We start from the raw sequence: 24977 nt of genomic DNA, 5'->3' as shown, positions 1-24977 counted from the left end.
GGCGTGCGGGGTGCCATCTCGATCATCGATGGCTGTTGACGACCAACACCGGACAGTGCGCGTCGTGGAGGACCTCTCGACAGGTGCTCCCGAGAAGCATGCCGCTGAATCCGCCGCGGCCGCGGCGTCCCAGAACTACCAACTGTGCCCGCTCGGTGTGGTGGACGAGATTTTGACCCGGCTTGTCCTTGACTACGACAGTATTTACTGGAACATCGGGGTAACGATCACCGAATCCGGCCAGGCTCTCGGCGAGCAGTGCACGTTCGGTGTCTTGGCGGGCTCGCCAATCGACCTCCCGAAACTTCGAGAAGACAACGTCGAGAACTACGTCCGACCAGGCATGGACGGCGACCAACTCGACGCCACGTAGTGACGCTTCCTCGAAGGCAGTTGCGATGGCTGGTTCGCTGTGGACGCTGCCGTCGACCCCGACTACTACAGGGCGAACGGAGACGTCCTCGTCGCCGCCGAGTCCTCGGACGACGGCGACCGGGCACAGTGAATGCACTGCCAGCGACGAACTCACCGAACCCAGGAGACCTCCGGTGTATTCACCGTGTCCGCGGCTTCCGACGACGATGACCCGGGCAGTCTTGGAGATTTCACGGAGCACCGGTATGGGTGGATCCGAAGCCAATTCGACGTCGATCTGGACTGTTCGTTCGCCGATCGCTTGTTTCGCCAGTTCGGTGGCCTCGGCAAGTCGTTTTTTGGCGGCTGCTTCTTGTTCGTCGAAATAGAAGGCCGGCATCCCGATGGGTACGCCATAGGTGGTGGGAGTGAACATCGTCGTCAGCAGGAGTAAGGGCGCAGCTCGGAGGGCGGATTCGTGAGCTCCCCACCACACTGCGTCCCGTGACTGCGAAGATCCGTCATACCCGACAACAACGGGTGGATTGATTTTCACAACTGATCTCCTTCTCGTCGGAACGGATGTCAACTGGCCGTGACCGAATCCTTCGTGACCGAGGCTGCCGATGGCAGAGGAGAAAGTCATTTTCGGTGTCACCAGTCGGATTGGGCCGACCTTCACAGGGCGGGCGTTGCGGTGACCATTGGCACTTATGCAGAGCGGACGACCCTGCGACGCTACTACTGAGAGCGGCACGTACGACTCCGGGCCGCTGAGATCGGAGGAGACATGAACCTCACCAAACCGGATTCGAGTGTCGTACAACTCGCCGTCGATCTCGCGTGTCGGGCGCCGTCCTTGCACAACAGCCAACCGTGGCGGTGGACGTACGCCGACGGGCGGTTACAGCTGTTCGGCGATCACCGTAGACTTCTCCGGGCAGCTGACCCGACCGGACGGCAACTGCATATCAGTTGCGGCGCCGCACTCGATCACCTCCGAGTGGGCCTGCTGGGGCTACGTTGGAGTGCCGACATTCACTACGAAGACCGCGGAGTCTCCCCGAATCTATTTGCCACGGTCGAGTTTCGACACGATGCGCGGCCGCGCTCGCACGACTTCGACATGCTCGCCGCGATACGTCGGCGGCGCACCGACCGCCGCGCTTTCGGGTTGTTCGACGCAATCGACGAGCTGACCGACTGTGTGGCGGAAGTAGGTCGCAAACTCGACATCGGCGTAACGGTACTGGACTCGGATCAACGAGCCGGTCTGCTTCGCGCAACCGAAGCGTCGGCCGCTGCTCGCCGATACGACTCCGAGTATCAAGCGGAGTTGCATTGGTGGGCTGGGCATTCCATGTCCTCGGGTGGAATTCCGGAGACTTCGCTTGTTTCCGGTGGTGGCAGCGTCCCCATCGCCCGGACTTTTCCCGCTCGCCGTAATGCCGCGATGGGGGACCAAGGCGCAATCGACGAATCGACGGTATTGGCAATTGGCACAACCACTGACACCCGGCGCGACTGGCTGCGGTGTGGTCAGGTGCTCTCGTCGATACTGCTCGAAGCGACGGTTCGGGGCGCGGCGACTTGCCCACTGTCACACATGACCGAAGTGCCTGGCAGTCGTGCTCTGCTCAACCGGTTGGTGCCGGAAGTCGGCGTTCCTCAGATGCTGGTTCGTATCGGGCGCGCGCCTGGCGGCACTCCACCCGTCATGACCACTCGTAGGTCGATGTCCGAGGTCCTTACCGTGACGTGACGAACTTGTCGGGCAACACCCTTTAGGTGCAGTGACGTCCGCGTTCGCTGATTCGTTCGTCGGGCTATGGGTAGTCGTTGAGTGCGTGCTGCGTGAGGTGAGGACGGATGATCACATGACCGACGTATTTCTGGTGGACGATCACGAGGTTGTGCGCCGTGGCCTCGTGGAGTTGCTCGAGGGAGACCCGGGGCTGAGGGTAGTAGGGGAGGCGTCGAATTATGCCCACGCGATGGCACGAATACCTGCTCTGAAACCAGACGTGGCTGTTCTCGATGTTCGGCTTCCGGATGGAAACGGGATCGAACTGTGTCGCGAGTTGTTGTCGAAGTTGCCTGCATTGCGATGCCTCATCCTCACCTCGTTCGAAGACGATCAGGCGATGCTCGATGCGATACTGGCCGGTGCCAGTGGCTACGTGGTCAAGGACATCAAGGGACTGGACTTGGCCAGGGCGGTGCGAGATGTCGGCGCGGGGAAATCGTTGCTCGACAACAGAGCTGCTGCGGCGTTGATGGCGAAATTGCGTACCGATGCGGCTGACAAGAACGGCCCATTCGAGGAACTGAGCCAGCAGGAGCGCGTATTGCTGGGATTACTTGGTGAAGGCCTGACGAATCGACAGATTGCGGCGCGAATGTTTTTGGCGGAGAAGACCGTGAAGAATTACGTTTCCCGTTTGTTGAGCAAACTTGGCGTGGAGCGCAGAACTCAAGCGGCGATACTGGCAACGAAGATGCACGAGCACCTTCCGCAGCCATGACTCACTCCGAGCCGGGTTCTGAGGCTCATGCCGGAATGGTACCGAACGACTTCGGCGTGCCGTCCGGCGAACGCATTCATGTCGACGGACTTCTCGAAGCTCTACTGGCGGTCTCGGCAGGACTCGACTTGGATACGACTCTGCGTACGATCGTCAAATCGGCTATCGCGTTGGTCGATGCCAAGTTCGGTGCGCTCGGAGTGGTCGGCGACAGTGAGGAACTGAAGCAATTCGTCTACGAAGGAATCGACGAGACCGGGCGGGAACTGATCGGTGACCTTCCCCGCGGACGCGGTGTGCTCGGCGCCCTGATCTCTGATCCGAAGCCGCTGCGGTTGGATGATCTGTCAAAACATGAGGCCTCCGTGGGTTTCCCTGACCATCATCCGCCGATGAAAACCTTTCTCGGCGTACCGATACAGACTCGTGGCCAGGTGTTCGGTAATCTCTACCTCACCGAGAAGACGAACGGGCGAGCTTTCACCGCGCACGACGAGATGATCGTTCTCGCGCTCGCATCGGCCGCCAGCATCGCGATCGACAACTCCCAGCTGTACGCCCTGACGAAAATGAAACAAGAATGGCTGCTCGCGACCGGCGAGGTAACGACAGCATTGTTGGCCGGCGCCGATGCGCTCGGGGTTCTCCAACTGATCGCAGACAAGTCGTTGTCACTCACTTCATCTGACTGCGCATTTCTGGCGGTACCTCCGGATCCTGAGCTGACGGGAGTAGCGACCGCCGAGTTGGTGGTCACTGTCGCGAGCGGGCTTGATTCCGAAACCTTGGTCGGACACGGAATTCCGTTGGACTTCTCCACATCGGGCGCGGTCTACCGGAACAAATTTCCGATTGTGACGGAGTCATTGGAATTCGATCCGGGGTTCGGTGAGGGACATGAATACGGGCCTGCGATCGTGCTGCCACTTCGAGACGGACAACAGGTTCGAGGAGTCCTGGCGGTATTGAAATTGCGTGGGGCGGAGCAATACGGAGCGGATCAGTTGGCGTCCATGTCGGCCTTTGCCGATCAAGGGGCTGTTGCGCTGCGGCTGGCAGACAATCAACGGCGAATGGCAGAACTCGACATACTTGCTGACCGTGATCGGATCGCGCGTGATCTTCACGATCACGTGATTCAGCGAATCTTTGCTGTCGGATTGTCTGTTCAAGGCACGCTCCAGCGGACGCGGGCTCCTGAAGTACATCAAAGGCTCAGTGGGACCATCGACGACTTGCAGGACATCATTCAGGACATTCGCCGTGCCATCTTCGACTTGCATGCGACCGAGGACGGCGCCCCTTCACTTCGGAGTCGCCTGAACCAAGTTGTCGCCGAGACGAGCGCTGACACCGATCTGCGGGTGACGGTCCAAGTAAGGGGCCCACTGTCTGTCGTCGATCCGTCTCTGGGGGAGCAAGCTGAGGCGGTGGTGCGAGAGGCGCTCAGCAATGTGGTCCGACACGCGCAGGCGTCCACCGTAGCGATCGTCATAGATGTGCACGATTCATTGACCGTCACGATCGCCGATGACGGAATCGGCTTGCCACCAGGTGCACATCGGCGCGGGCTGAAGAACCTGTGCGAGCGAGCATTCGCCTTGGGTGGGACCTTTGACGCACAGTCCACTGATGGCGGCGGTACAACTCTCGTCTGGTCGGTTCCCCTTCCGGATGGGAACGAGTGACGATGACCAAGATTCTGATCGCGTACGCGAGTGCCAAAGGATCGACGCGAGGTGTATCCGGAAGGATCGCGGAACGGTGTGGTGCTGCAGGATTCGACGTGACGATGTTTCCTGCGGTCGAGAGCCCAGGGCACGAATGGTTCGACGCTGTGATCTTGGGAAGCGCCATTCACGACATGGATTGGTTGCCCTCCGCCGCAGTCGTTGTCGATCGACGGAGGGTGGCAGTGAAGACTCAACCGGTGTGGGCCTTCTCGGTTGCGACATGGGGCGAGACATCGACGCTTCTGTCTACGCGACTGACTCGTCGAATCAGAAAGTCGGCGTCTGAACCGAGGACGGTGACAAAACTTCGCAAATCCGCGGACTTGCGAGACCATCGCCGGTTCGCTGGTGCGTTGACACGTGGAGACTGGCCGCTGGTCGGGCGCATTGTCTTCAAGATCATGGGCGGTCGATACTCGGATGCTCGAGACTGGGCCGACATCGATGCGTGGGCGGACAAGATCACGGAACAACTCCGTGGCGGTGGATTCAAGTACGCCGCACGAACCGAGGATGCCTCACGAGAGTTCGATGATTGACACAAGTTGATTGACAAAGGGCCGTAGCGAACAGTGCGGGACGAGGGGCACGATCAACAGAGACGTTTGCCGCTCGTCCGACAGCAGACGACTTCGACGAGAGTGATCTAACCATGGTGCGCTACGTGAGCGCGGATTCCGAGACGATCAGCAACGCTGTCCGTTGGGCCTGCGCGGCGCCGTCTGTTCACAACGTCCAACCGTGGGCGTGGCGACTGCGGCGCGGTGAACTTGAACTCCGCGTCGATCGCCTGCGCTCGATCCCGGTGGAGGATCCTGCCGGCAGGCAACTGATCATCAGCTGTGGCGCCGCCTTGCATCATTTGCGAGTTACATTGGAACACAACCTGATCGAGCCAATTGTCGCGACGTTTCCCGACCGTGGGCAACCGGACCTGCTCGCGGTGATCACCTTCAGAGGGCGAGCTCGCGCGATGAGTGCCGACGCGGGCCTCTTCGCATCGTTGGAACGCCGCCGCTCCGACCGACGGCCGTTCGATGCACCTCCCGCCGGGTCGCTGGTCGGCCTTGCGCGGCACGCCTCGGTGTTCGGGGCGTCGGCGATCAGTTTGTCACCGCAGTTCGGGGACATGCTCGCCCGAGCGGCCACACTGGCCGCGGAGGAGCATCAGAGCGATCCGGCGTACTGGAACGAGTTGGAGAGTTGGATACGCTCGGCTCCGACCGCAGACGGTGTTCCGCGCAGTGCGTTGCCGGATGCATTGTCGATTCACGAGTCTGCGTCTGCACGAGCGTTTCCTTCGGGCCAACTGAGGATCGGGCATGGAGTGAGGGACGATGCAGCATTGATACTGCTCAGTACGGTTTCGGACACGCCGATCGACTGGCTGAACGTAGGTCAGGCGATGTCCTCGCTGCTGTTACATGCCACCGCGTCGCACCTGGCAACCTGCCCTCTGACACATTTGACCGAAGTGGAATCAAGTCGGGAAATCGTTCGAGATGTTGCTTCGAGATCCGGCGAGACACTTCAGAATCCACAGGTGATGATTCGTGTCGGGTTGGAGAGAGAACCGTCCGACGCGGTGATCGATGCCGCAGGGAGCGAAACACGTATCGAGGAACATCGACCAGGGGGCACAGGCCGTCGTCCACTCGAAGAGGTGCTCACCGTGTCGAGTTGACACCTTTACCCACACTCACTGACCGGCGCCAGACATCTACGGCCGACTCGGCGCTGACGTCGATGGATGTGTCGGTATCGATCGCGGTCGATTCGGGCCAAGGGTCGTGGCCTTGCGCGATGGCGGCTGCAGTAGCCGTCGTGGCGTCGGAAAGCGTATTCGTGCGCGTTGCTATTCGTTGAGCGGCGACAGGTAGCGGTGTGCTGGTCGACAGGCTGATCAACGTCGACGCTGTTGAGGTGCATAACAGTTCGGCTTCCCTGCGGTGTCGAGACCGAGCCCATGTTGCATCGAGTACGACCGACTCACCCATCGAGAGATGATCGTGGGCACGATCGAGCATTTCGCTGTAGACGGTGTGAACCGAGTCGGGCGAATACAGTCCCGATTGATAGGCGTCGGCGGAGCCGCGGAGTGCGCCGGCATCGACGAGTTCGCGCCGCACGCGGTCGCTGGAGATGACTGTAGCGCCGGTGTGTGCGGCAAGAGCGAGGGATAATGTCGTTTTACCAGTTCCCGGAAAGCCGCCCACCAGGCATAGTCGAACTTCGCCGTTGCACAGGTGGTTCTCGGCAAGGTCAAGGTGCCGTTCGAGCGCGGCCTGACTATTCGAATCGCCTTGCTGCAGACGCAGAGCGTCGACCTTGGCACGAACCGTGGCGCGATAGGCGATGTAATGGTCGATCAACGAAATCGGCGGCTGGTCATTCGATTTCGTGACGATCGAGGCAAGGAACTCGCTCGCAAGATCCTCATAGCCGAGGAACTCCAGGTCCATGGCGAGGAAACAGCTGTCGTCGAGAATATCGACAAATCTGAGTTGGTCGTCGAAGTCGAGGCAGTCGAGAATCTTGGGTCCGTCGGGCAGTACGAAAATGTCGTCCGCGAGAAGGTCTCCGTGGCCGTCCACGATGCAACCTTCGGCGATTCTCGAATCGAACAGGGACCGACGCCCACACAGGTATCTCGTAGACATCGACTCGAGGTGATCGAGTCGGCAGGGCGGGAGGAGACCCGAACACAATTGGCGCAATTCGGCAAGATTCGATACCCATCGGTGTCCGACGCCTGTTGATGTTCCTTGTTCGGATATTCGCACGCTCCTGGCTGCTCGCCTGTGAAAGTCCGACACTGCCGCTGCGATCTCGTCCAATGCGTGTGCGACATCCTGATTCGTCGCAGCCAATGCGGACAGTCTTCGCTCATCGGGCATACGCACCATCACCAGAATCGGCTCGCTCGACTGGTCGACCGGGTCGACCACGTGTGACACTCCGCGGTAGACACCCTCGCAGATCCTTTGGTTCAACGTGAGTTCACGTTGCAGAGCGTCCTCTCGTCGTGAAGGTTCGCTGAAGTCGAGGAATGGCGTGGAGATGGCCTTTTTGATCTTGTACGCGCGGTCACCTACAAGTACGACGACCCCGGTAGTCGTTTCCTTTACGTCGAGATACGAAGCATGAATGCTCATCTGATCTCCCCTCGTACTGCAGCGGTTCCCACGCGGAGACGCTCCATTCCCTCGATCCTTCAAGTCTGGACGAAACAGCGGTCAGTCGTCGCGGGGCATTGCGGTGTCATAGTCGGGCATTACGGCACTAGTGGTCACGGCGCGGCAATGACGACGCTGGAATCATGTCGCTGATCCGAGACCTGTTCCAGCGCTTGACAACGAAAGCCGAGTCCCTTCTCCTGATCGTGACTGTGTCTGCGCTCGCCGGTGGCGTTCTCGCCTGGTCGCTCGATCAGCGCGCCGTTGCCGACGGGATGTGGGCCTTGGGGACAATTGCGGCGTTGCTGCCGGCAGGTTGGTGGGTTGTCGACGGGTTGCGCAGGGGACGGGCGGGCGTCGATGTCATTGCAGTTCTGTCGCTGCTCGGAACGATTTGGGTAGGGGAGTATCTGGCCGGTGCGTTGATTGCAGTCATGCTGGCGACCGGGCGAACCCTCGATGCGGCGGCCAATCGTCGAGCGGCGCGAGATCTTCGTTCCCTTCGTGAACATGTTCCGAGGACCGCGCAACGCGAAGAGTGCGGCCAACTTCGGACGGTGGCAGTCGACGAGATCGAGCCAGGCGACAGAATCTTCCTCAGCTCCGGGGACGTCGTACCCACGGACGGATGGATTGTCGGCGAACCGGCAGTCTTCGACGAATCCGCTCTGACGGGTGAATCGAAAGTGGTGGAGCGCTCGATCGGCGACCCGGTTCGCAGTGGTGTGGTGAATGCGGGTGGTGGTTGTCGAATCGAGTCGAGTCGGACGGCGAGATCGAGCACGTACGCGGCGGTGGTTTCGCTTGCCCAGGAAGCGGCCGCCGACAGCGCGCCGATCGTGCGTGTGGCCGACCGCGTGGCGGCGTGGTTCATACCCGTGACACTGCTCGTGAGTGGCTTTGCGTGGATGTCGAGTGGCTCTGCCACACGTGCAGTTGCCGTACTAGTCGTCGCGACCCCGTGTCCGCTTTTGCTGGCTGCACCCGTTGCTATCGTTTCCGGTCTCTCACGGGCATCGCGGATCGGTGTGATCGTCAGGTCCGGCGGTGCACTGGAGAGGCTCGGAAATGTCAAGACTCTCGTTATCGACAAGACGGGGACTTTGACCACAGGGAAACCCACACAATCGGATATCGTCTGCGGAGAGGATGTCGACAGCTCTTCAATTCTCCGCCTGGCTGCATCCGCAGACCAAGTGTCCTCACATATCTTGGCGGAGTCCATCGTTCGAAGTGCGCGAGCGCAGGGTTTGTCGCTCAGTACACCCGAATCGGTGACCGAACGGCCAGGGTATGGAGTGACCGCAACGGTCGACGGTCATGTCGTCGAAGTCGGCAGAATCACCGGTACGATCGACCGCCCCGGCTGGGCCGCATCAGTGGAGAATCGCGCGAGGCTCGACGGAGCGGTCGTGGTGTGGGTGCGGATCGACGATCAACTCAGCGGGGCACTACTGCTGATCGATCCGATTCGCAACGACGCACCTTGGACGATACGGCGCTTGCGATCGGCCGGTATCGGCAAGATCGTGATGCTGACTGGCGACCGTCCGGAACCTGCAGTCGAGGTCGGATGTGTCCTCGGACTGGACGCGGTTCATGCGGACCAGGAACCTGCCGACAAGGTCGTGCGAGTACGCGAAGAATCCGAGCGCGCGGTGACCGTCATGGTGGGAGACGGAATAAACGACGCGCCGGCGCTGGCCGCAGCATCGGTCGGTATTGCCATGGGTGCACGAGGTGCGACGGCATCGTCCGAAGCGGCTGACATCGTCCTGACGACCGACCGGTTGTCTCGGGTAGCCGATGCAATGGATATTGCTCGGCGATCTCGTCGAATTGCTGTGCAGAGTGCCACTGTCGGTACCGGGCTTTCTGTGGTCGCGATGGCTTTTGCAGCGTTCGGATTGCTGGCTCCGGCGGTGGGTGCCTTGTGTCAGGAGGTGATAGATGTTGCAGTGATACTGAACGCGTTACGTGCGCTTGGGCACGGACGGTCGAGTGTGCCGAAGCTCGAACCTGAGTTGGAGCGGATGCTTCGCGGATTCTCCACGGAGCATCGTCGTATGCGCGCAGATCTCGATTTGATTCGTGTCGCTGCGGATGCTCTCTCGGGTGACGACCGTGTGTTGGCAATGCGGCGACTTCATCAGACCAATCGGTTTCTCCAGGAGGTAGTTCTTCCGCACGAGCGGGCCGAGGGGGCGAAACTGTATCCAGCACTAGAGCGTTCGTTGGGTGGTGCGGATTCCATCTCGGCGGTGGCCGACGCTCACTCAGAGATCGAGAGACTCTGCCGACGGGTCGAGAATCATGTCAGGGCCGCGGACACGCTGGGAGCGGTGGACGATGCTCAGGTCGGAGACCTTCTCGCGTGTCTCTACGGTCTCTATGCGGTGCTGAAGTTGCATTTCCGACAGGAAGAGGAGAGCTATTTCGTCCTCGCAGATCGATCGGAGAGGGAAGGGGGTAGCAGTTGATCTGCGTCGCAGATGAATCCAGTCGCAGATGAATCCACTTGGACTTTTGTTACGTCATGCGTGTGGTGGGAAGGCCCCCGACCACTCTGCATCCCAGGTGCGACCATTGCGCCAACTGATCAGTGTTCTTGCGGCAGTGAGTATTCCGTGCACAGCAAGAACGCTCGCACAATACAACGTGATCGCAGCAGCGATTCCGTCGACAGCCGTGCTCGACGTCTGAGGGGGAGGCGGAACCTGATCGCCTGTTGCATTCGTCCACACGGCGATCGTGTTACCAGGACGTGCGCTGAAGTGAGCAACCAATGGTTCGGTGCGTGCAGTTCCGTTCATGGTCCATGCCACGACCTTGCGCGCGGCTCCCATGTCTTTCGTCCCGGGAACCGGGTCGGGACTCACCGTGCCACTCCACTGGCTGTCGACGTGCTGTTGCTGTTCGATTCTCGCTCTGCCGGACGCGTAGACGGACGTGCCGACTGCTGCTGCGACAGGTATTGCAAGAGTCCCGATTGCGACTGCGGCGATGACCAAGGAGGACCAGGTTCGATCCGACGGACGCATGAGTCGGTTCGAAGACCAGGGAGCTTGGTTCCACCAGCGACTGGGCCGTGCCGTCGTGTGAATCAGATCTTTACGCATGGTGCGGGCCTCCTGGACCGGTCTGGAGTGGAGGCATCACGGTCGGCTGGCGCTGAGGGCGCTTGCGTTGAAAGTTGTCTCTTTCATGGCGTTTTCCTTCGCACCATGACTGGAGAGATCCTCCGCAGATGCGTTTTCCCGATGAAGAAACGAACCGAGTTCGCCGATTGCGCTCATCAGGGGTGCGGGGAAGACCACGGTGGTGTTTTTCTCGACGCCGAGCTCTGCGATGATCTTTGCCCGCTTCTCTCGTTCGGCCTCTGCTTCACGCGCCATGGCTCGCTTCATACTTTCCGGAAGCTGAATGTCCTTGAGCTCTACCAGCGTTACCTCGACACCCCAGTCGAGTGTCGTGGTATCGAGTATCTGACGGATGCTGGTGTTGATCACGGCCGTTTCCGACAGAACCTCGTCGAGGGAATGCTGACCTACCACGTTTCGGAGAGTGGTTTGCGCGATCTGGTCGATGGCAGAGTTGACGCTCTCGATGGTCACCACGGATTTCTCCGCGTCGATGACGCGAAAATATGCGACGGCCGCGATATCGACGCTGACGTTGTCGCGGGTGATAATTCCCTGCGACTGGATCGGCATCGTGACGATACGCATCGAGACCTTGGTCATCCGGTCGACCGCGGGAAAGATGAGTGTCAGACCGGGATTGCGTACCGCGATGATCCGCCCCAACCGGAAATGAACACCGCGCTCGTACTGTGTGACGATTCGTATTGCCATTGCGAAAATCAGGAACAGGATTGTCGCAACCACGACGACGACGATGGTGGCGCTCACGGTGATTCTCGATTCGGTGCGGGGCAGGGTGCCAGACGAGCACCGTCGTGTTGGCGGGCGGACCTGCAGGCATGTCCGGTCTTCGTCCAGCTTTGCGTCGCGGTGTCGATTGCATCCATGGCCGAAGGTCACTAGTTGCACGGCAGACGGACACTGTTTCGATCAGTGAGGTCATACGGCCCGAGTTGACTACCGAGTGCCCTGGTATCGCGTTCTCGGACGGTGAAACCTCGAACGAAGCAGTTGAACTTGGTTCTTGGTTCGCGAGGAGGTGTGCGTGTGTCCGAAGCGGTCGCTGATTCGGAATCAGATGCGGTGAATCCGCGTGAATCCTTGGAACGAATGTTTCGAGATCTCAGGTCAGATCGGCAAGGTCTCTCGGCCAGAGAGGCCGAACGTCGGTCACTCGTTCACGGTTCCAACGAACTGCAGCGTCGGCCTGGGCGTGAGTGGCCTGGCGAGATACTCCGGCAGTTGACTCATCCCCTCGCGTTGCTGTTGTGGGTTGCCGCTGGACTTGCTGTTGTCAGTGGAGCCTCTCCGCTGGCCGTGGCAATCGTTCTGGTGATTCTCGTCAATGCGGTGTTCGCGTTCGTTCAGGAGTTACATGCCGAACAAGCGGTGGAGGCGCTCTCTGCATTTCTCCCGGCAACGGCGATGGTGGTCCGTGACCGCGCCGAGCAAGTGGTGGATGCACGGACCTTGGTTCCAGGTGATGTGATCGTTCTCGACGAAGGCGGCCGGGTATCGGCGGACGCGCGACTGATATCGGGCTCGGTGCAGGTAGATCTGTCCACACTGACCGGAGAGTCGGTTCCGGTCACTGTTTCTGCGGATTCGACAAGTAACGCAGGAGCTTTGGTTTCGGCCCGAGACATCGCCTTCAGTGGAACGGATGTGCTCGGCGGCAAAGCCATGGGATTGGTCTTCGCCACTGGTATGCGTACCGAGATCGGACGGATTGCTGCCCTTTCCCAGCGCGGGGGTCGTGACGAGAGTCCACTCGAGAAACAAGTGAAGAAGGTTGCCTGGCTGATCGCCTGTGTAGCGGTGGTGATGGGCGCGGCATTCATCCCCCTCGGTAGCCTGATCGCGGGACTGTCCTGGGGAGATTCGATCAACTTCGCAATCGGACTCCTGGTTGCCAACGTTCCCGAAGGGCTCCTTCCGATCATCACGTTGGCGCTGGCAGTCGGAGTACGCACCCTTGCTAAACGAGGTGCGTTGGTCAAAAGGATCTCGGCAGTGGAAACGCTCGGTTCCACCAGCGTGATCTGTACGGACAAGACCGGGACGCTGACACAGAACCGCATGCGAGTAACCAGGATATGGATGCCGAGCGACGTTCTGACCTTCGATGCAGACGATGCGGCCACCGATCCGTGGCCCGAGGGGACCGTGCCGCGTCGTCTGGCACACGCGATCACATCCTGTTGCACTGCAGAGCTCAGGGAGGGGTCAGGGGACGGCGACGAGTGCGACTCGGGGGATCCCACCGAGGTGGCATTGTTGAGGGCGGCGGAACACATCGGGGAGCCGCGAAACGCGGCCGTCCAAGCACATCACACTATTTTTCCGTTCGATCCCGAGCTTCGTAGGATGTCGACGGTAGACCGAGTCGGTGATCGATTTAGGATCCAGGCGAAGGGGGCGCCGGAAGAGATTCTGTCTTTGTGCGTCCGCAGCGTCGGCTCTGGGGCGTCCGAGCATGGTCTCGAGTCCTCGGAGCGCTCGGAAGTGGCAGCGGTGGTCCACAGGTGGGCACGTGAAGGATTGCGACTGATCGCCGTGGCAGAACGATCGGCCACCGCCGAGGAGGTTGAACAACTCTGTCGTCGAGATATCGAGCGCGACATGACATTGCTGGGGATCGTGGCGATGATCGATCCTCCGCGACCAGAAGTCCGTGCGGCGGTGGCAAAATGTCATACGGCCGGAATACGCATCATCGTGGTGACGGGCGATCACGGACTCACTGCACGCGGAATCGCGGAGAGTGTGGGAATCGGCAATGCGGGCTTACAAGTAGTAACCGGATATGAACTCGAAGGTATGTCGGAGAAGGATCTCGACAGGCTCCTTTACACCGACAACGAGATCATCTTCGCTCGTAGTTCACCTGAAGAGAAGCTTCGGATCACGGATGCACTACGCGCCGGTGGCTATGTGGTCGCGATGACCGGCGACGGTGTCAATGATGCTCCAGCTCTGCGACGGTCGGACATCGGAGTGGCGATGGGGCGCTCGGGCACCGACGTCGCTCGGGAGGCTGCGACGATGGTTCTCACCGACGACAATTTCGCCACGATCGTCGACGCGGTCCAAGCTGGGCGCAGGGTCTACGACAATGTCCGAAAATTCATCGTCTACATTTTCGCTCACGCGACACCGGAAGTGGTGCCCTTTCTCGTCTATGCGCTCTCCGGTGGTCAGATTCCACTTCCATTGACCGTAATGCAAATACTGGCAATCGATTTGGGTACCGAGACATTGCCGGCGTTGGCTCTCGGTCGGGAACGGGAGGAGCCTGGTTTGATGGATCGGGCGCCGCGAAAGGCTTCACAAAACGTCGTGGACAAGGCGATGCTGGTCCGATCGTGGGGCGTCCTGGGGGGCGTGTCGGCTGCAGCAGTCATGGTGTTGTTCATGACAACTCTCGTGTCCGGAGGCTGGACATTCGGGGCTGACGTGTCGTCAGGTGCACTCGAGCACACCTGGAAGCTGGCGACGACAATGAGTTTCCTCGGGATCGTTTCGTGTCAGATCGGTACCGCCGTCGCTTCTCGCACTGAGCGAGCGTCCTTGCGGGAGATCGGGCTGTTCTCGAACCGTTTGTTGCTCTGGGGGATTGCGTTCGAGGTTGTCTTTGCCGCTGTTGTGGTGACGGTTCCGACGGCGCAGCGCCTATTCGGCACAGTCTCGCCCACGTGGTATCAAGTTCTGTGGTTACTGCCCTTGCCGGTATTGGTGTGGGGATGCGACGAATTCTGGCGGTGGACGCGACGTCGCTGATCGGCGGCCTACCACGTGCGGGCGATGGCTTCCGCTTTGGCGCCCAATCCAGCCAGCCTGAGGTCGGCGAACGGAGTTAGGGGGCCGCCCATTCTGTTCGTGACGAAAGCGACGGACAAACGAGTTTCGGGATCGGCGAACGCGCCTGATCCACCGAGGCCGTAGTGCCCGAAGGCCTGCAGCGACCGAGTGCGGCTGGTGACGAACGCCGAATGATAGCCGAGTCTCCAGTTCATGTGGATTCCGAGTACGTAATCGCGCGCAGTGGTCTGCACTTCGCTGATCTGTTCCAGGGTGTCTTCGCTCAGAAACCTGATTCCACCCACAATTCCCTCGTTGGCAAGTGCTGCATACATACGAGCAAGGGCACGCGCGCTGAACACGCCGTTCCAGCCGGGCATCACGTAGTCATGGATCGCGGGATTGCGGACGAGTTCGTCGAAACCTGCCGGCATGCCGGCATCCGCGATATTTCTGAGCGCCGGTATCCGGGCCAAAGCGAACGAAGCGGTATCCCACGGCATTTTGAACTGATTGATGTGGGGGAACAACCTCGCGATCCGATGCCGTTCGTCTTCGGGGACCTGGAACCAGAATTCTGGAATACCAAGAGGTTCCGCGATCTCGGTGCGGACGAGGTCTGTAAATGATGAGCCGGTGGCGCGAGTTGTGAGTTCGGCGACGAGAGATCCGAATGTGACTGCGTGGTATCCGGGTGCGCCCAGGCGGCGGTGGTCCGGAGTGGCCGAAGCAAGGGCATCGGCGATGCTGTCGTGATCGAGCATCGCCAATCGGCCGGGAACCAGCCCTCGTACACGATGTAGCCCAGCCCGGTGGGTCAACAGCTGCCGTACGGTCACGGTGTCCTTACCGGCGCTTGCGAATTCGGGCCAATACTCTGCGACGGGTGTGTCGTAATCGATCAGCCCGCGTTCGACAAGACGGTGCAAGACCGTACTGGCGACGCCTTTTCCGGTGGAGAAAGACACGGACACGGTGTCAGGTTGCCAGCGGGTATCTCGGGTCGACCACCCGGACCAGATATCGACGACAGGTTCCCCTCCCAGATATACCGCCAGTGCGCCGCCGCCGCTGGAGGGGCGCTCGAAGAGGCGAAAGAACTGTGCGGCCAGCTGACCGAACCGTGGATCGACGAGCATGACGCGTGGAGTGGACCGAACCGGGGACTCTGCTGAGACATCGCGAGGGAGCCTGGATGTATCGGCAGTCGGGAGTCGCTCCTCGAACTCGGGGAGGTTCGTCATGACGTCCACTTCTCTTCAGTCGGCGGTCGCTGATTACCACCTCGTTACTTCTCTGAAACGCCTCGTGGATCGGGAGGATTCCTCGGCTGGGTCTCTTGTGACAAATGGTGCCGAAGTGCTCTCGAAAGAAGGACGTGCGGCAGGATGCGGAGCCTTGGCCGCACCTGTGGATTCGAGCCGAAAGACCCTGTGTGTGCGTTGTGAAAGGGCGCACCATGAGGGAGGAAGCGTGAGTTCTCCGCTGGAGGGAGTGCGGACGACACGCATGGAGACGTTGGAGGCCTCGCTGTGATGTACGACCATTATTCGAGCGGTTGGAGTTGGGGTTACCTCCTGATGTTCGTAGTTATGGCCCTGTTCTGGGGTCTGCTGATCTTGGGGATCTTTCTGCTTGTTCGCTATGCCGGACACGGACCACCGGAGTCGGCGAGTCGGCCGTCCGGTAGCAGTCCGCCGGCAAGTTTTCCGCCGCCGCAACACAGCGCAGAACAACTTCTTGCCGAGCGATTCGCGCGTGGGGAAATTGATGAGAACGAGTATCGAAGCCGATTGACGATTCTGCGAACAGACCGATCCCCCTGAGGGATTCGGTACGAGCAAAGAAGGAGGTGACAGCCATGGATGCCATGCAAATGTTTCACATGTTCATGATGTGTCTCCACGGTATGGGCATACTTCCGCTCATGCAGATGATGCCGATGCACTAGCTCCAGATCCAATCCCGCGTGAGGTATCAAGTGACATGGTCAAACACTGGCTGTTGACGGATTCGGAAAGTAATGACCGACGAGTGCCGTATCGAACGCGGGTGGCGGGGGCAGGTCGGCATCTTCCCGTCACAAGACTCACGACTGAGGACTTGATGGCGACAACACGCCATGACACTGGTATCGACCTCGAACGACTGACTGGGATCCACGAGCGTCGGGTCAGCGTGGGCGATGAGGATTCCTACACTCTCGCAACAGCAGCCGCGCGGGATGCCTTGCGTCGGTCGAGTTGTGCCGCCGAGTCGATAGATGTGGTGATCAGCTGCAGTATCACCAAGTTTCGGGGCGGCATGACTCAATGGCTCGAACCGACGATGAGTAGTGCCGTCGCGCGCACCCTCGGTGCAGACCGGGCTATGAGTTTCGACCTTTCGAATGCTTGCGCTGGGATGCTCACTGGGGTGATGGTGGCCAACAATTGGATCCGCCTGGGCTTGATCGAGCGGGCGCTGGTTGTCAGCGGTGAGTATATTTCCCAGCTCGGTCACAATGCTGCCAAGCATATTCACAACATATTGAGCAGAGAATTGGCTTCCTTGACCTTGGGCGATGCCGGCGCCGCACTTGTACTCGAACGGGCGCCCGTCGGTGCAGCCGGGATCCGCGTCGCCGGGTTTACAACGGTCGCGGACTACAGCCGGTTGTGTCTCGCTTACCCGAAGGGCAGCGAGCCGGGTGCTCGCATGTTCACCAATTCGCGAGCCATTCAGAAGGCCGCCATCGCCGATACCCCGTTACTCCTGCACGAGGTACTCGACACTCTCGGACTGTCGATCCATGACATCGACCATGTGATCACCCATCAAACTTCGGCGCGGGCAATCAAGAAGGGCATGGCTGAGATGGCGCTGTCGTTCGGCGACAGTCCGCGCCATGACGCGGTCATCACCGTCGATCGATACGGGAACACGGCCTCGACAACCCACACCGTGGCGTTGGTCGAAGAACTCGAAGCCGGCCGGATCAAACCGGGAGAGACAGTGGCATTGATCTCCTTGGCTTCCGGGCTGGAGATCGGGGTAGTGCTGGTGGAAATCGACGAAGAACTGGTGGCGTGCTATGGGAACGATCATTGAGCAGGTGAACGTCACTCGGGCTGGATGGCTGAGGCGGCACAGCGCACTGCACCTTGCGGTAGTGGCGGCTCAGTCGTGCCTCGGAAAGGCCGGTCGCAGCCCGGACGATTTGGATCTGCTCGTTAACGCAGGGTTGTACCGCGACCGAAACCTTGGTGAGCCGGCCCTGGCCGCGCTGATCCAGGACGACATCGGTGCTCATCCGGAAGACCCTCATACCGGCGAACACGGGACCTTCTCCTTCGATATCGCGAATGGCACCTGTGGCGTTCTGACCGCGCTGCAGATCGTCGATGGATTCCTTCGCTCTGGTGTGATCGAACTGGCTCTCGTCGTTGCCAGCGATGCAGACCCGGGGCACCGGCTCAGCGAGAGCTTTCCGTTTTCTGCAGCAGGCGGAGCGGCGTTGTGCCGCTGGACCGAGGATCGGTATGGGCTCGGCCCGGTGCATTGGGTCAATGATCTCGACAGCGGCGATTCCTTCCGGGCAACTGTCGGTCAGGCAGACAATCGAAACATCCTGCGTTTCCGGGAGACCGACTCCCTCGATGACGTCTACGCCGCCGCCGGTCACGAAGCAGTCACCGCATGTCTCCGGCAGGCGAAAATCGCTCTGGCCGACGTCGATTTCGTAGTGGCTGCTCCGGCTCGCCCGGCATTCCGTTCAGCGCTCGCGACACGGCTGGGGAGACCGAGCTCACGGGTCATCGTGGCGGATGACGAGTACATCCACACCGCTGCGCTGATCGCAGGTTTGGCGAGGGAGAAACCGCGACGATTTGCCGGCTCCCGAACGATGCTGGTCGCGGTAGGGGCGGGCGTGACCGCTGGCGCCGCGCTGTACGACGTGCCACCGGAGTCAGATTGAGCTGAACAATTGTGTGGGTGAGGAAGCGATGGTCACCGACGTATCGGTGTTCGACGCTGATATCAATTGTTGTGGAGGTCCTGATGGTGAGATCTCCGATCATTGTGGGAATAGACGGGTCTCAGCACTCGCTGGACGCTCTGGGGTGGGCTACGCGGGAGGCAACCCTGCGTGGCTTGCCTCTACTGCTCGTTTGCTGCACGACCTATCGATACACAGCAGACGGTCCGTACCTGGCCCGAGAGTTATGTGACCGCGCAGATCGAGTGCTTGCTACGGCCCTTGGGATCGCCAGGGCTGACACAGTTGCCGGATCGATCGACGTCCAGGGGGAAGTGTCACACCAGTATGCTCCGGGAGCGCTCATCGATCGATCCGCGGATGCATCGATGATCGTGCTCGGTCGTCGCGGGCTCGATGAGTACTCCAGAGGGTTTGTCGGTTCGGTGTGCGCGGCGGTAGCACGTCGAGCGAAATGCCCAGTGGCAGTGATAGACGGTTGGTCAAAGGACGAGCCCGTCGCGGGACCCGTCGTAGTCGGCGTCGACGGCTCGATGAACAGTGATCCGGCCATCGGTCTCGCCTTCGAAGAATGTGCTCTTCGTGGAGCGGCCCTGGTAGTGCTGCACGCTTGTTTCGACCAGGATATGTCTACGCTGCAGGATGATTCGGCGACCGAGGTCCGCGCCGCGGTGGAGGCGGCAGGCCGGTTGGTGCTCGCGGAAAGTGTGTCCAGGTGGTGGAAGCAATTCCCTGAGGTCAGGGTGCGGCGGAATCTGGTTCGGGACCGGCCTGTTCGTCATCTCCTGGTTCTGGCGGCCGATGCCCAGCTCGTTGTGGTCGGAACCCGAGGAAGAGGCGGCTTCGCGGGGATGGACATCGGCTCGACCGGCGCAGCTTTGCTGCACAAAACGCCGTGCCCACTCCTGATGGTCCGACAACCAGGCGGTGAATGTGTTGACGAATAGAGGATGGCATCGAAAGAAATTGTGTATCAAGGAATCCGGCTATACTTCGTGGACGATCGCGTCCGACATTTGCGACGAGTGGGTTCTCGCCGGCATCGATGAATCATTGGAGTCGAGTCCATGACTATGCCTGCGCTCCACCCACGTCGTCACGACCGCCGAATGTCGGAAATACCGGAAGCTCTCACATCACGCGATCAGCTGACGACCCTTTTGCGTTCGCGGCGACCTGTCGTCTTTCTTGACTTCGACGGTACCCTCTCGAACATCGTGAACGACCCAGCCGCTGCCACTCTCGTCGACGGACTGAAGGAAGATCTCGCGAGGCTGGCTCGCCATTGCACGATCGGCGTGATCACCGGCCGCGATCTGGCGGACATCGAGACCCGAGTTGGCATGACCGGGATCTGGTACGCCGGTAGTCACGGTTTCGAAATCGTCGGGCCGGACGGGCAGCGCTATCGAAATGAGCTGGCCATGGACTCGGTGCAGAATCTCGAGCGCGCGGCGGACATCCTGCGTGATCGTTTGACCGGTATTCCAGGGGTTATCCTGGAGCGCAAGCGGTTTGGTCTCTCCGTCCACTATCGCAATGCAGATGCACTCAGGGGCCCCGAGATTGTCGCGATGGTTCAGGAGGTTGCGGGTGGAACCGGGCTTCGTTCCACCAGCGGACGGATGGTGGCCGAGCTCCGCCCCGACGTCGACTGGGACAAAGGTCGAACGCTGGACTGGATTCTCGATCGCCTCGTCGATGCCGACAACGTGCTGCCGATTTACATCGGCGATGACTTCACCGACGAGGATGCTTTTGTTGCGCTGCAAGACCGCGGCATCGGGATCGTGGTGCGCCACTTCGAGAACGGCGACCGGCGGTCGGCTGCTCGGTTCGCGGTAGACAGTCCCGTCCAGGTCCGTAAATTAGTGCAATGGCTGGCAGATCTGCTGGGCAGCGGCGCGCAGACGATGCCACCTGCCGGCGATCCCTGGACTGTGTTCTTCGAAGGCTACGACCCGAACACAGAGAAGTTGAGGGAGGCACTGTGCACCCTGGGCAATGGAGCATTCGCCACTAGGGGATGTGCTCCGGAGTCTCGCGCCGGGGCCATCCACTACCCGGGCACGTACGCTGCGGGGATCTTCAACCGCCTGCAGGACGAAGTATCGGGAATCACAGTCGACAACGAGAGCATCGTCAACCTGCCGAACTGGTTGCCGGTGACATTCCGGATCGAAGGGGGCCCGTGGTTCGATATCGATGCTGTGGAGGTGCTCGAGTACCGCCAGTACGTCGATCTCCGCCGGGCAATGCTGACGCGCCGATTCCGGGTGCGCGACACTGAGGGATACACCACCACGGTCGTCCAGCGGAGATGTGTTGCCATGCACCTCCCTCACGCCTGTGCGCTCGAGATGACGATCGTGGCTGAAGATTGGGCGGGCCTACTCGAGATCCGCTCGGAACTGGACGGTACGGTCCGCAACAGGTTGGTGGAGCGTTATCGTGAACTCGGCTCTCAACACCTCGAACTGCTGACGGCCAGAGAGCTTTCCGAGAACGCGGTTCTGCTCGTGGTGCAAACCAATCGCTCACGGATACCGGTGGCGATGGCCGCCCGGCATACGGTGTGGAGCGATGGCGATTCGACTTCGACTGAGTATCGACTGGTAGAAGGAGAGGGTCGGATCGGGCACGACATATCTCTGCATCTTGCAACGGGTTGCTCGGCGACTCTCGAGAAGATGGTGACGGTGTTCACCGGACGCGATCCCGCTGTGACCGAGCCCGCAGACGAAGCCGAGCGCTGGCTGTCTCGTCTAGACCGATTCGATGTAATGCTCGACGGTCACGTTCTCGCCATGGCAAGTCTGTGGGATCGCATGGGCATCGACCTCGTAGGTCACGGTCACGCACTGCGTGTAATCCGATTTCATCTACTTCACTTGCTGCAGACGGTCTCGCCGAACACCGCCGACCGCGACGCCGGAGTGCCGGCTCGCGGATTGCACGGAGAGGCCTATCGTGGCCATATCTTCTGGGACGAGTTGTTCGTTTTTTCGGCTCTGAACCTGCGCTTGCCTACGCTGACGCGGTCCTTGCTCCGGTATCGATACCGTCGATTGGGGGAGGCCCGTCGGGCTGCGATCGAAACCGGTCATCAAGGAGCGATGTTTCCCTGGCAGTCGGGTAGTGACGGACGGGAAGAGAGCCAGCAACTGCATCTCAATCCGAGATCCGGGCGCTGGAACCCGGATCCGAGTCGGCGTCAGCATCACAGCGGCATCGCGATTGCGTACAACGTGTGGCAGTACTATCAGGTCACCGGCGATTTGGAATACCTGATCGAGTTCGGGGCCGAAATGCTGGTGGAAATCGCTCGGTTCTACGCGGATCTCGCTTCACTCGACCAGATGCTCGGACGGTACGTCATCCGGGGCATCATCGGCCCTGACGAATTCCACTCCGGATATCCGGATGCTCCCTGTGACGGGATCGACAACAACGCCTATACCAATGTCATGTCGGTGTGGGTAATCCTGCGAGCACTCGAGGCATTGGAAGTTGTGCCACTTCAGATCCGGTCGGATCTGACTCAGAAGCTGGAACTGCCCACAGTGGAGATCGAGCGTTGGAGAGACATTACCCACAAGATGTTCGTCCCGTTTCACGACGATGTCATCAGCCAGTTCGAGGGGTACGCAGACCTTCCCGAACTGGATTGGGACGCATATCGTCAGCGATACGGCGACGTACAACGCCTCGATCGACTCCTCGAGGCAGAGGGGGACGACGTCAACTGCTACAGGGTTTCCAAGCAGGCCGACGTAGTGATGTTGTTCTACTTGTTGTCCGCTGACGAGTTGCGTTGCATCCTTGATGGTTTGGGTTACGAGTTTTCGGGTGACGCCATCCCCGCAACCATCGACTATTACATGGCACGTACTTCGCACGGTTCGACGCTCAGTGGTGTCGTCCATTCCTGGGTGCTGGCTCGGGCCAACCGCGAGCGGGCGATGGAATTCTTCGACCTGGCACTGCGTTCCGATATTGCCGATGTTCAGGGGGGAACTACCGCGGAGGGAATACACCTGGCCGCCATGGCGGGAAGCGTCGACTTGCTGCAAAGGTGCTTCACCGGGCTCGAGACCCGCGGCGACCGCCTGATCTTTTCCCCGCATTGGCCAAAACCACTCGGAGTTCTCGAGTTTCCCGTCTTCTACCGGGGCCACCGCCTGCAACTGCGGATCAACGGAAGAGAAGTGCACGTCAGCGCCGGGATCGGAAACCAGCCGCCGATCGAGATCGAATGCCGTGGTCGAGTGGTACAACTCCGGCCGGGCGCGACTGTCCGACTGACCTAGTCCTCGGGAATGTAGATTCCGCCCCCTGGAAGCTTCGCTCGTTGAAGGTCGAAACGACGCGGCGGTCGGTGGTGGTGCACACGCCGGGCGTCACGGATGGGAACCTGCCACTGCGTCATTGTGGACTGGATTGGCCACTGCGTCATTGTGGACCGGATCGGCCACTGTGTCATTGTGGACCGGATCAATCGAATTCGGGACCGAGTCAGTGAAATTCGCCGGGGGACGAAGGGTTGCGCGTGGAACGAAGTAGGGAGGCGACTTCCTGTTCCACCGACATTGAAAGAAGTTGGACTTCGGAGACCGAGTCGTAGTCAGCCGTGATTCCGAACGCGAGTTGATCGTAGTAGCTGAGGATTGCGAATCCGAGTCGTAACCGCACTGCAATCGGCACGTACGGATAGATACCGATGATTTCTCGCCCCAGCAGTCGGCGCTTTTCGGTCGGACCGGGAACGTCTGTGACTACGGTGACGATACTTCGCTGAGGAACGCGCATCGCAAGCCGAATGAACCAGGCGGAGGACATGAATGGTGCGTACTGAGCAGCTGCCGTGATCGTTTGTCCACTGCCTGATTCACCACCGTTCTTGTGTCGGGAGAGTCTGCGGTGGATCGTCTGCAAGCGGTCCACCGGATCCTCGATCTCGACGGGTAGGAAGGGAAGCATGAGAGAGACCTCGTTGTGGAACGACGTGCCGGTGTTCGATGCCCGAACAGAGACCGGGACGAGTGTCCTCACCGCATGTCGGCTGATGTCTTCTTTGCGGTGAAGGAGAAGTGAGCGCAGCGAACTGGTCACGCAGGCCAGCGCAACGTCGTTCACGGTGACATCGAAGGCGGAACAGATGGTCCTTACATCGTGCATTCGCACCTGTGCTGTCCCGTATCGCCGTTGATGTCCAATCGGCCCGTTCAGGGAACTGTTCGCGCTCGGGATCAGTAGATCGCCCGCCAACTGGGCAGTGCCTTCCGCGATCCGGACGGATCGCCGAGCCAACCGTTGCGGCGCCCTGAGCGTCGAACAATAGAATCCGATGATTTTGCCGTACAGCGACTTCGGGCCTTTCGGTGCCTCGTTGTCCGTCGGCGGTCCGGAGGTGAGAGGTTTGTCGAACAATACGTCGAACAATCGGGCCCCGGTAACGCCATCGATGAGAGAGTGGTGTGCCTTGACGAGAATTGCCCAGCGGCAGTCCTCGAGGCCTTCGATCAACCAGCATTGCCACAGTGGACGATCGCGATCGAGTCGTTCGGACATGATCCACGCGACGGTGTCCGTCAAGTCGCACATTCGCCCTGGACTCGGCACTCCGATCCGCGTGAAGTGGCGAGCTGGATCGAAATTCGGATCAGGTACCCACGTAGGTGCAGCAAGATCGAGTGGGATGACGTGAATCCGATCCGCAGCATGTGGGAGGGACCGAATTCGGGCGCTTAATCTCTCGATCAAATCGTCGTCGGTGGGTGTGGGTCCTTCGGCGACTACAACCGCGCCTATTGAGAGATTCGCGTGTCGATCGGAGTCCTCGACCTCGAGGAAGGCCGCATCCAGGGGAGTCAATTTATCCGACATCGCCATCTCCTTGGTCGACAACGATTTCTACGATTTCGACATCTTCCCGAGATGTCGCTAGGCGTTCAGGTGGGCGGGTTCGTGCGTGACATTTTCGAGGTCTGCAGCGGTAGCCTCGATCAGTTGACGGGCCAAGTGGGAAAGAGCACGCGCGACCGCGAGCTCGTCACCGATCTCGGGCACATCGCGATCCGATGGGTTGCACCGAGCGAAACCTGATCCGACGATGTGAGTATCGTCCCTCGATCGAAGGCGTGCGATGGCCCGAGTACGGTTGCCCTCTGCGGCGGTGTGCTCGTCGATGGTTATGTCCACTGACCAATGCTTCTCGTTCACGATCAGATTCCTCCCTATCGAGGTTCCTGGGTGTCAATTCGGCT

General features: G+C 60.2%; 18 protein-coding genes. 11 read left to right on the top strand and 7 right to left on the bottom strand.

All coding sequences use genetic code 11. The annotated features are described in order from the left end of the window. Window positions 1–22 precede the first annotated feature (22 nt). A complete protein-coding gene (locus QM596_RS19080; RefSeq protein ID WP_020907983.1) occupies window positions 23–910 on the bottom strand; it encodes a universal stress protein in 888 nt (295 codons plus the stop codon). A gap of 234 nt (window positions 911–1144) precedes the next feature. On the opposite strand from QM596_RS19080, the gene QM596_RS19075 reads away from it, so the two are divergent. From QM596_RS19075 to QM596_RS19055, 5 genes are all read left to right on the top strand, one after another. Beyond that, window positions 1145–2116: an Acg family FMN-binding oxidoreductase gene (locus QM596_RS19075; protein ID WP_020907982.1), complete on the top strand. Its 972-nt coding sequence runs from the start codon at window positions 1145–1147 to the stop codon at window positions 2114–2116. 115 nt (window positions 2117–2231) lie between these two features. Beyond that, a complete protein-coding gene (locus QM596_RS19070; protein WP_020907981.1) occupies window positions 2232–2879 on the top strand; it encodes a response regulator transcription factor in 648 nt (215 codons plus the stop codon). Next, a complete protein-coding gene (locus QM596_RS19065; protein WP_020907980.1) occupies window positions 2876–4567 on the top strand; it encodes a GAF domain-containing sensor histidine kinase in 1692 nt (563 codons plus the stop codon). The genes QM596_RS19070 and QM596_RS19065 overlap by 4 nt, the downstream gene beginning before the upstream one ends. Before the next feature lie 2 nt (window positions 4568–4569). Further along, window positions 4570–5151: a flavodoxin domain-containing protein gene (locus tag QM596_RS19060; RefSeq protein ID WP_195791376.1), complete on the top strand. Its 582-nt coding sequence runs from the start codon at window positions 4570–4572 to the stop codon at window positions 5149–5151. A gap of 125 nt (window positions 5152–5276) precedes the next feature. Beyond that, window positions 5277–6296, top strand: a complete 1020-nt coding sequence (locus QM596_RS19055) for an Acg family FMN-binding oxidoreductase (protein WP_020907978.1) — start codon at window positions 5277–5279, stop codon at window positions 6294–6296. Here the strand turns inward: QM596_RS19055 and QM596_RS19050 are convergent. Then, the gene (locus QM596_RS19050; protein WP_283309674.1) at window positions 6280–7767 is read right to left on the bottom strand and encodes a bifunctional aminoglycoside phosphotransferase/ATP-binding protein; all 1488 of its coding nucleotides are present in this window, start codon (window positions 7765–7767) and stop codon (window positions 6280–6282) included. The two genes, QM596_RS19055 and QM596_RS19050, sit on opposite strands and share 17 nt — an antisense overlap. A gap of 164 nt (window positions 7768–7931) precedes the next feature. On the opposite strand from QM596_RS19050, the gene QM596_RS19045 reads away from it, so the two are divergent. Continuing rightward, window positions 7932–10268 (top strand): heavy metal translocating P-type ATPase, encoded by a 2337-nt coding sequence (locus tag QM596_RS19045; protein ID WP_283309671.1) that lies wholly within the window; start codon window positions 7932–7934, stop codon window positions 10266–10268. Between the two features lie 54 nt (window positions 10269–10322). On the opposite strand, the gene QM596_RS19040 is transcribed toward QM596_RS19045, so the two are convergent. Next, entirely contained in the window at window positions 10323–10907 is a 585-nt protein-coding gene (locus QM596_RS19040; RefSeq protein ID WP_279164137.1) for an Rv1733c family protein, read from the bottom strand. A 36-nt stretch (window positions 10908–10943) separates the two neighbouring features. After that, window positions 10944–11642, bottom strand: coding sequence for an SPFH domain-containing protein (locus tag QM596_RS19035; protein WP_081671558.1), 699 nt, complete (start codon window positions 11640–11642; stop codon window positions 10944–10946). Window positions 11643–12041: 399 nt separating this feature from the next. Between QM596_RS19035 and QM596_RS19030 the strand changes: the two genes are divergently transcribed. Then, the gene (locus QM596_RS19030) at window positions 12042–14711 is read left to right on the top strand and encodes a cation-translocating P-type ATPase (protein WP_051296025.1); all 2670 of its coding nucleotides are present in this window, start codon (window positions 12042–12044) and stop codon (window positions 14709–14711) included. Window positions 14712–14719: 8 nt separating this feature from the next. Here QM596_RS19030 and QM596_RS19025 read toward each other — a convergent pair whose 3' ends face one another. Continuing rightward, on the bottom strand, window positions 14720–15976 hold the full coding sequence (locus QM596_RS19025; RefSeq protein WP_502943407.1) for a serine hydrolase domain-containing protein: 1257 nt from the start codon (window positions 15974–15976) through the stop codon (window positions 14720–14722). A gap of 742 nt (window positions 15977–16718) precedes the next feature. Between QM596_RS19025 and QM596_RS19015 the strand changes: the two genes are divergently transcribed. From QM596_RS19015 to otsB, 4 genes are all read left to right on the top strand, one after another. Then, entirely contained in the window at window positions 16719–17822 is a 1104-nt protein-coding gene (locus QM596_RS19015) for a 3-oxoacyl-ACP synthase III family protein (RefSeq protein WP_020907971.1), read from the top strand. Then, window positions 17806–18690, top strand: coding sequence for a 3-oxoacyl-ACP synthase III family protein (locus QM596_RS19010; RefSeq protein WP_019748714.1), 885 nt, complete (start codon window positions 17806–17808; stop codon window positions 18688–18690). Before QM596_RS19015 ends, QM596_RS19010 begins: the two co-directional genes overlap by 17 nt. An 83-nt stretch (window positions 18691–18773) precedes the next feature. Further along, window positions 18774–19658: a universal stress protein gene (locus QM596_RS19005; RefSeq protein WP_283309668.1), complete on the top strand. Its 885-nt coding sequence runs from the start codon at window positions 18774–18776 to the stop codon at window positions 19656–19658. Between the two features lie 120 nt (window positions 19659–19778). Continuing rightward, the gene (gene otsB / locus QM596_RS19000; protein WP_283309667.1) at window positions 19779–23021 is read left to right on the top strand and encodes a trehalose-phosphatase; all 3243 of its coding nucleotides are present in this window, start codon (window positions 19779–19781) and stop codon (window positions 23019–23021) included. Between the two features lie 205 nt (window positions 23022–23226). Here otsB and QM596_RS18995 read toward each other — a convergent pair whose 3' ends face one another. Both QM596_RS18995 and QM596_RS18990 read right to left on the bottom strand, forming a co-directional pair. Next, window positions 23227–24597 (bottom strand): wax ester/triacylglycerol synthase family O-acyltransferase, encoded by a 1371-nt coding sequence (locus tag QM596_RS18995; RefSeq protein ID WP_283309666.1) that lies wholly within the window; start codon window positions 24595–24597, stop codon window positions 23227–23229. A gap of 57 nt (window positions 24598–24654) precedes the next feature. Further along, complete coding sequence (locus QM596_RS18990; RefSeq protein ID WP_019748709.1) at window positions 24655–24933, bottom strand: DUF1876 domain-containing protein; 279 nt, start codon at window positions 24931–24933, stop codon at window positions 24655–24657. Between the last annotated feature and the right edge of the window lie 44 nt (window positions 24934–24977).

It is taken from the genome of Rhodococcus sp. IEGM 1406, assembly GCF_030056745.1.
GTDB classification, from domain to species: domain Bacteria; phylum Actinomycetota; class Actinomycetes; order Mycobacteriales; family Mycobacteriaceae; genus Rhodococcus_F; species Rhodococcus_F erythropolis.
This window is presented reverse-complemented; position numbering and strand designations above follow the sequence as displayed.

Coding starts and splice junctions, on each gene's coding strand:
- QM596_RS19075 (WP_020907982.1), top strand. CDS start 1,145: ATGAACCTCACCAAACCGGATTCGAGTGTCGTACAACTCGCCGTCGAT.
- QM596_RS19070 (WP_020907981.1), top strand. CDS start 2,232: ATGACCGACGTATTTCTGGTGGACGATCACGAGGTTGTGCGCCGTGGC.
- QM596_RS19065 (WP_020907980.1), top strand. CDS start 2,876: ATGACTCACTCCGAGCCGGGTTCTGAGGCTCATGCCGGAATGGTACCG.
- QM596_RS19060 (WP_195791376.1), top strand. CDS start 4,570: ATGACCAAGATTCTGATCGCGTACGCGAGTGCCAAAGGATCGACGCGA.
- QM596_RS19050 (WP_283309674.1), bottom strand. CDS start 7,767: ATGAGCATTCATGCTTCGTATCTCGACGTAAAGGAAACGACTACCGGG.
- QM596_RS19045 (WP_283309671.1), top strand. CDS start 7,932: ATGTCGCTGATCCGAGACCTGTTCCAGCGCTTGACAACGAAAGCCGAG.
- QM596_RS19040 (WP_279164137.1), bottom strand. CDS start 10,907: ATGCGTAAAGATCTGATTCACACGACGGCACGGCCCAGTCGCTGGTGG.
- QM596_RS19035 (WP_081671558.1), bottom strand. CDS start 11,642: ATGGCAATACGAATCGTCACACAGTACGAGCGCGGTGTTCATTTCCGG.
- QM596_RS19030 (WP_051296025.1), top strand. CDS start 12,042: ATGTTTCGAGATCTCAGGTCAGATCGGCAAGGTCTCTCGGCCAGAGAG.
- QM596_RS19025 (WP_502943407.1), bottom strand. CDS start 15,976: ATGACGAACCTCCCCGAGTTCGAGGAGCGACTCCCGACTGCCGATACA.
- QM596_RS19015 (WP_020907971.1), top strand. CDS start 16,719: ATGGTCAAACACTGGCTGTTGACGGATTCGGAAAGTAATGACCGACGA.
- QM596_RS19010 (WP_019748714.1), top strand. CDS start 17,806: ATGGGAACGATCATTGAGCAGGTGAACGTCACTCGGGCTGGATGGCTG.
- QM596_RS19005 (WP_283309668.1), top strand. CDS start 18,774: ATGGTGAGATCTCCGATCATTGTGGGAATAGACGGGTCTCAGCACTCG.
- otsB (WP_283309667.1), top strand. CDS start 19,779: ATGACTATGCCTGCGCTCCACCCACGTCGTCACGACCGCCGAATGTCG.
- QM596_RS18995 (WP_283309666.1), bottom strand. CDS start 24,597: ATGTCGGATAAATTGACTCCCCTGGATGCGGCCTTCCTCGAGGTCGAG.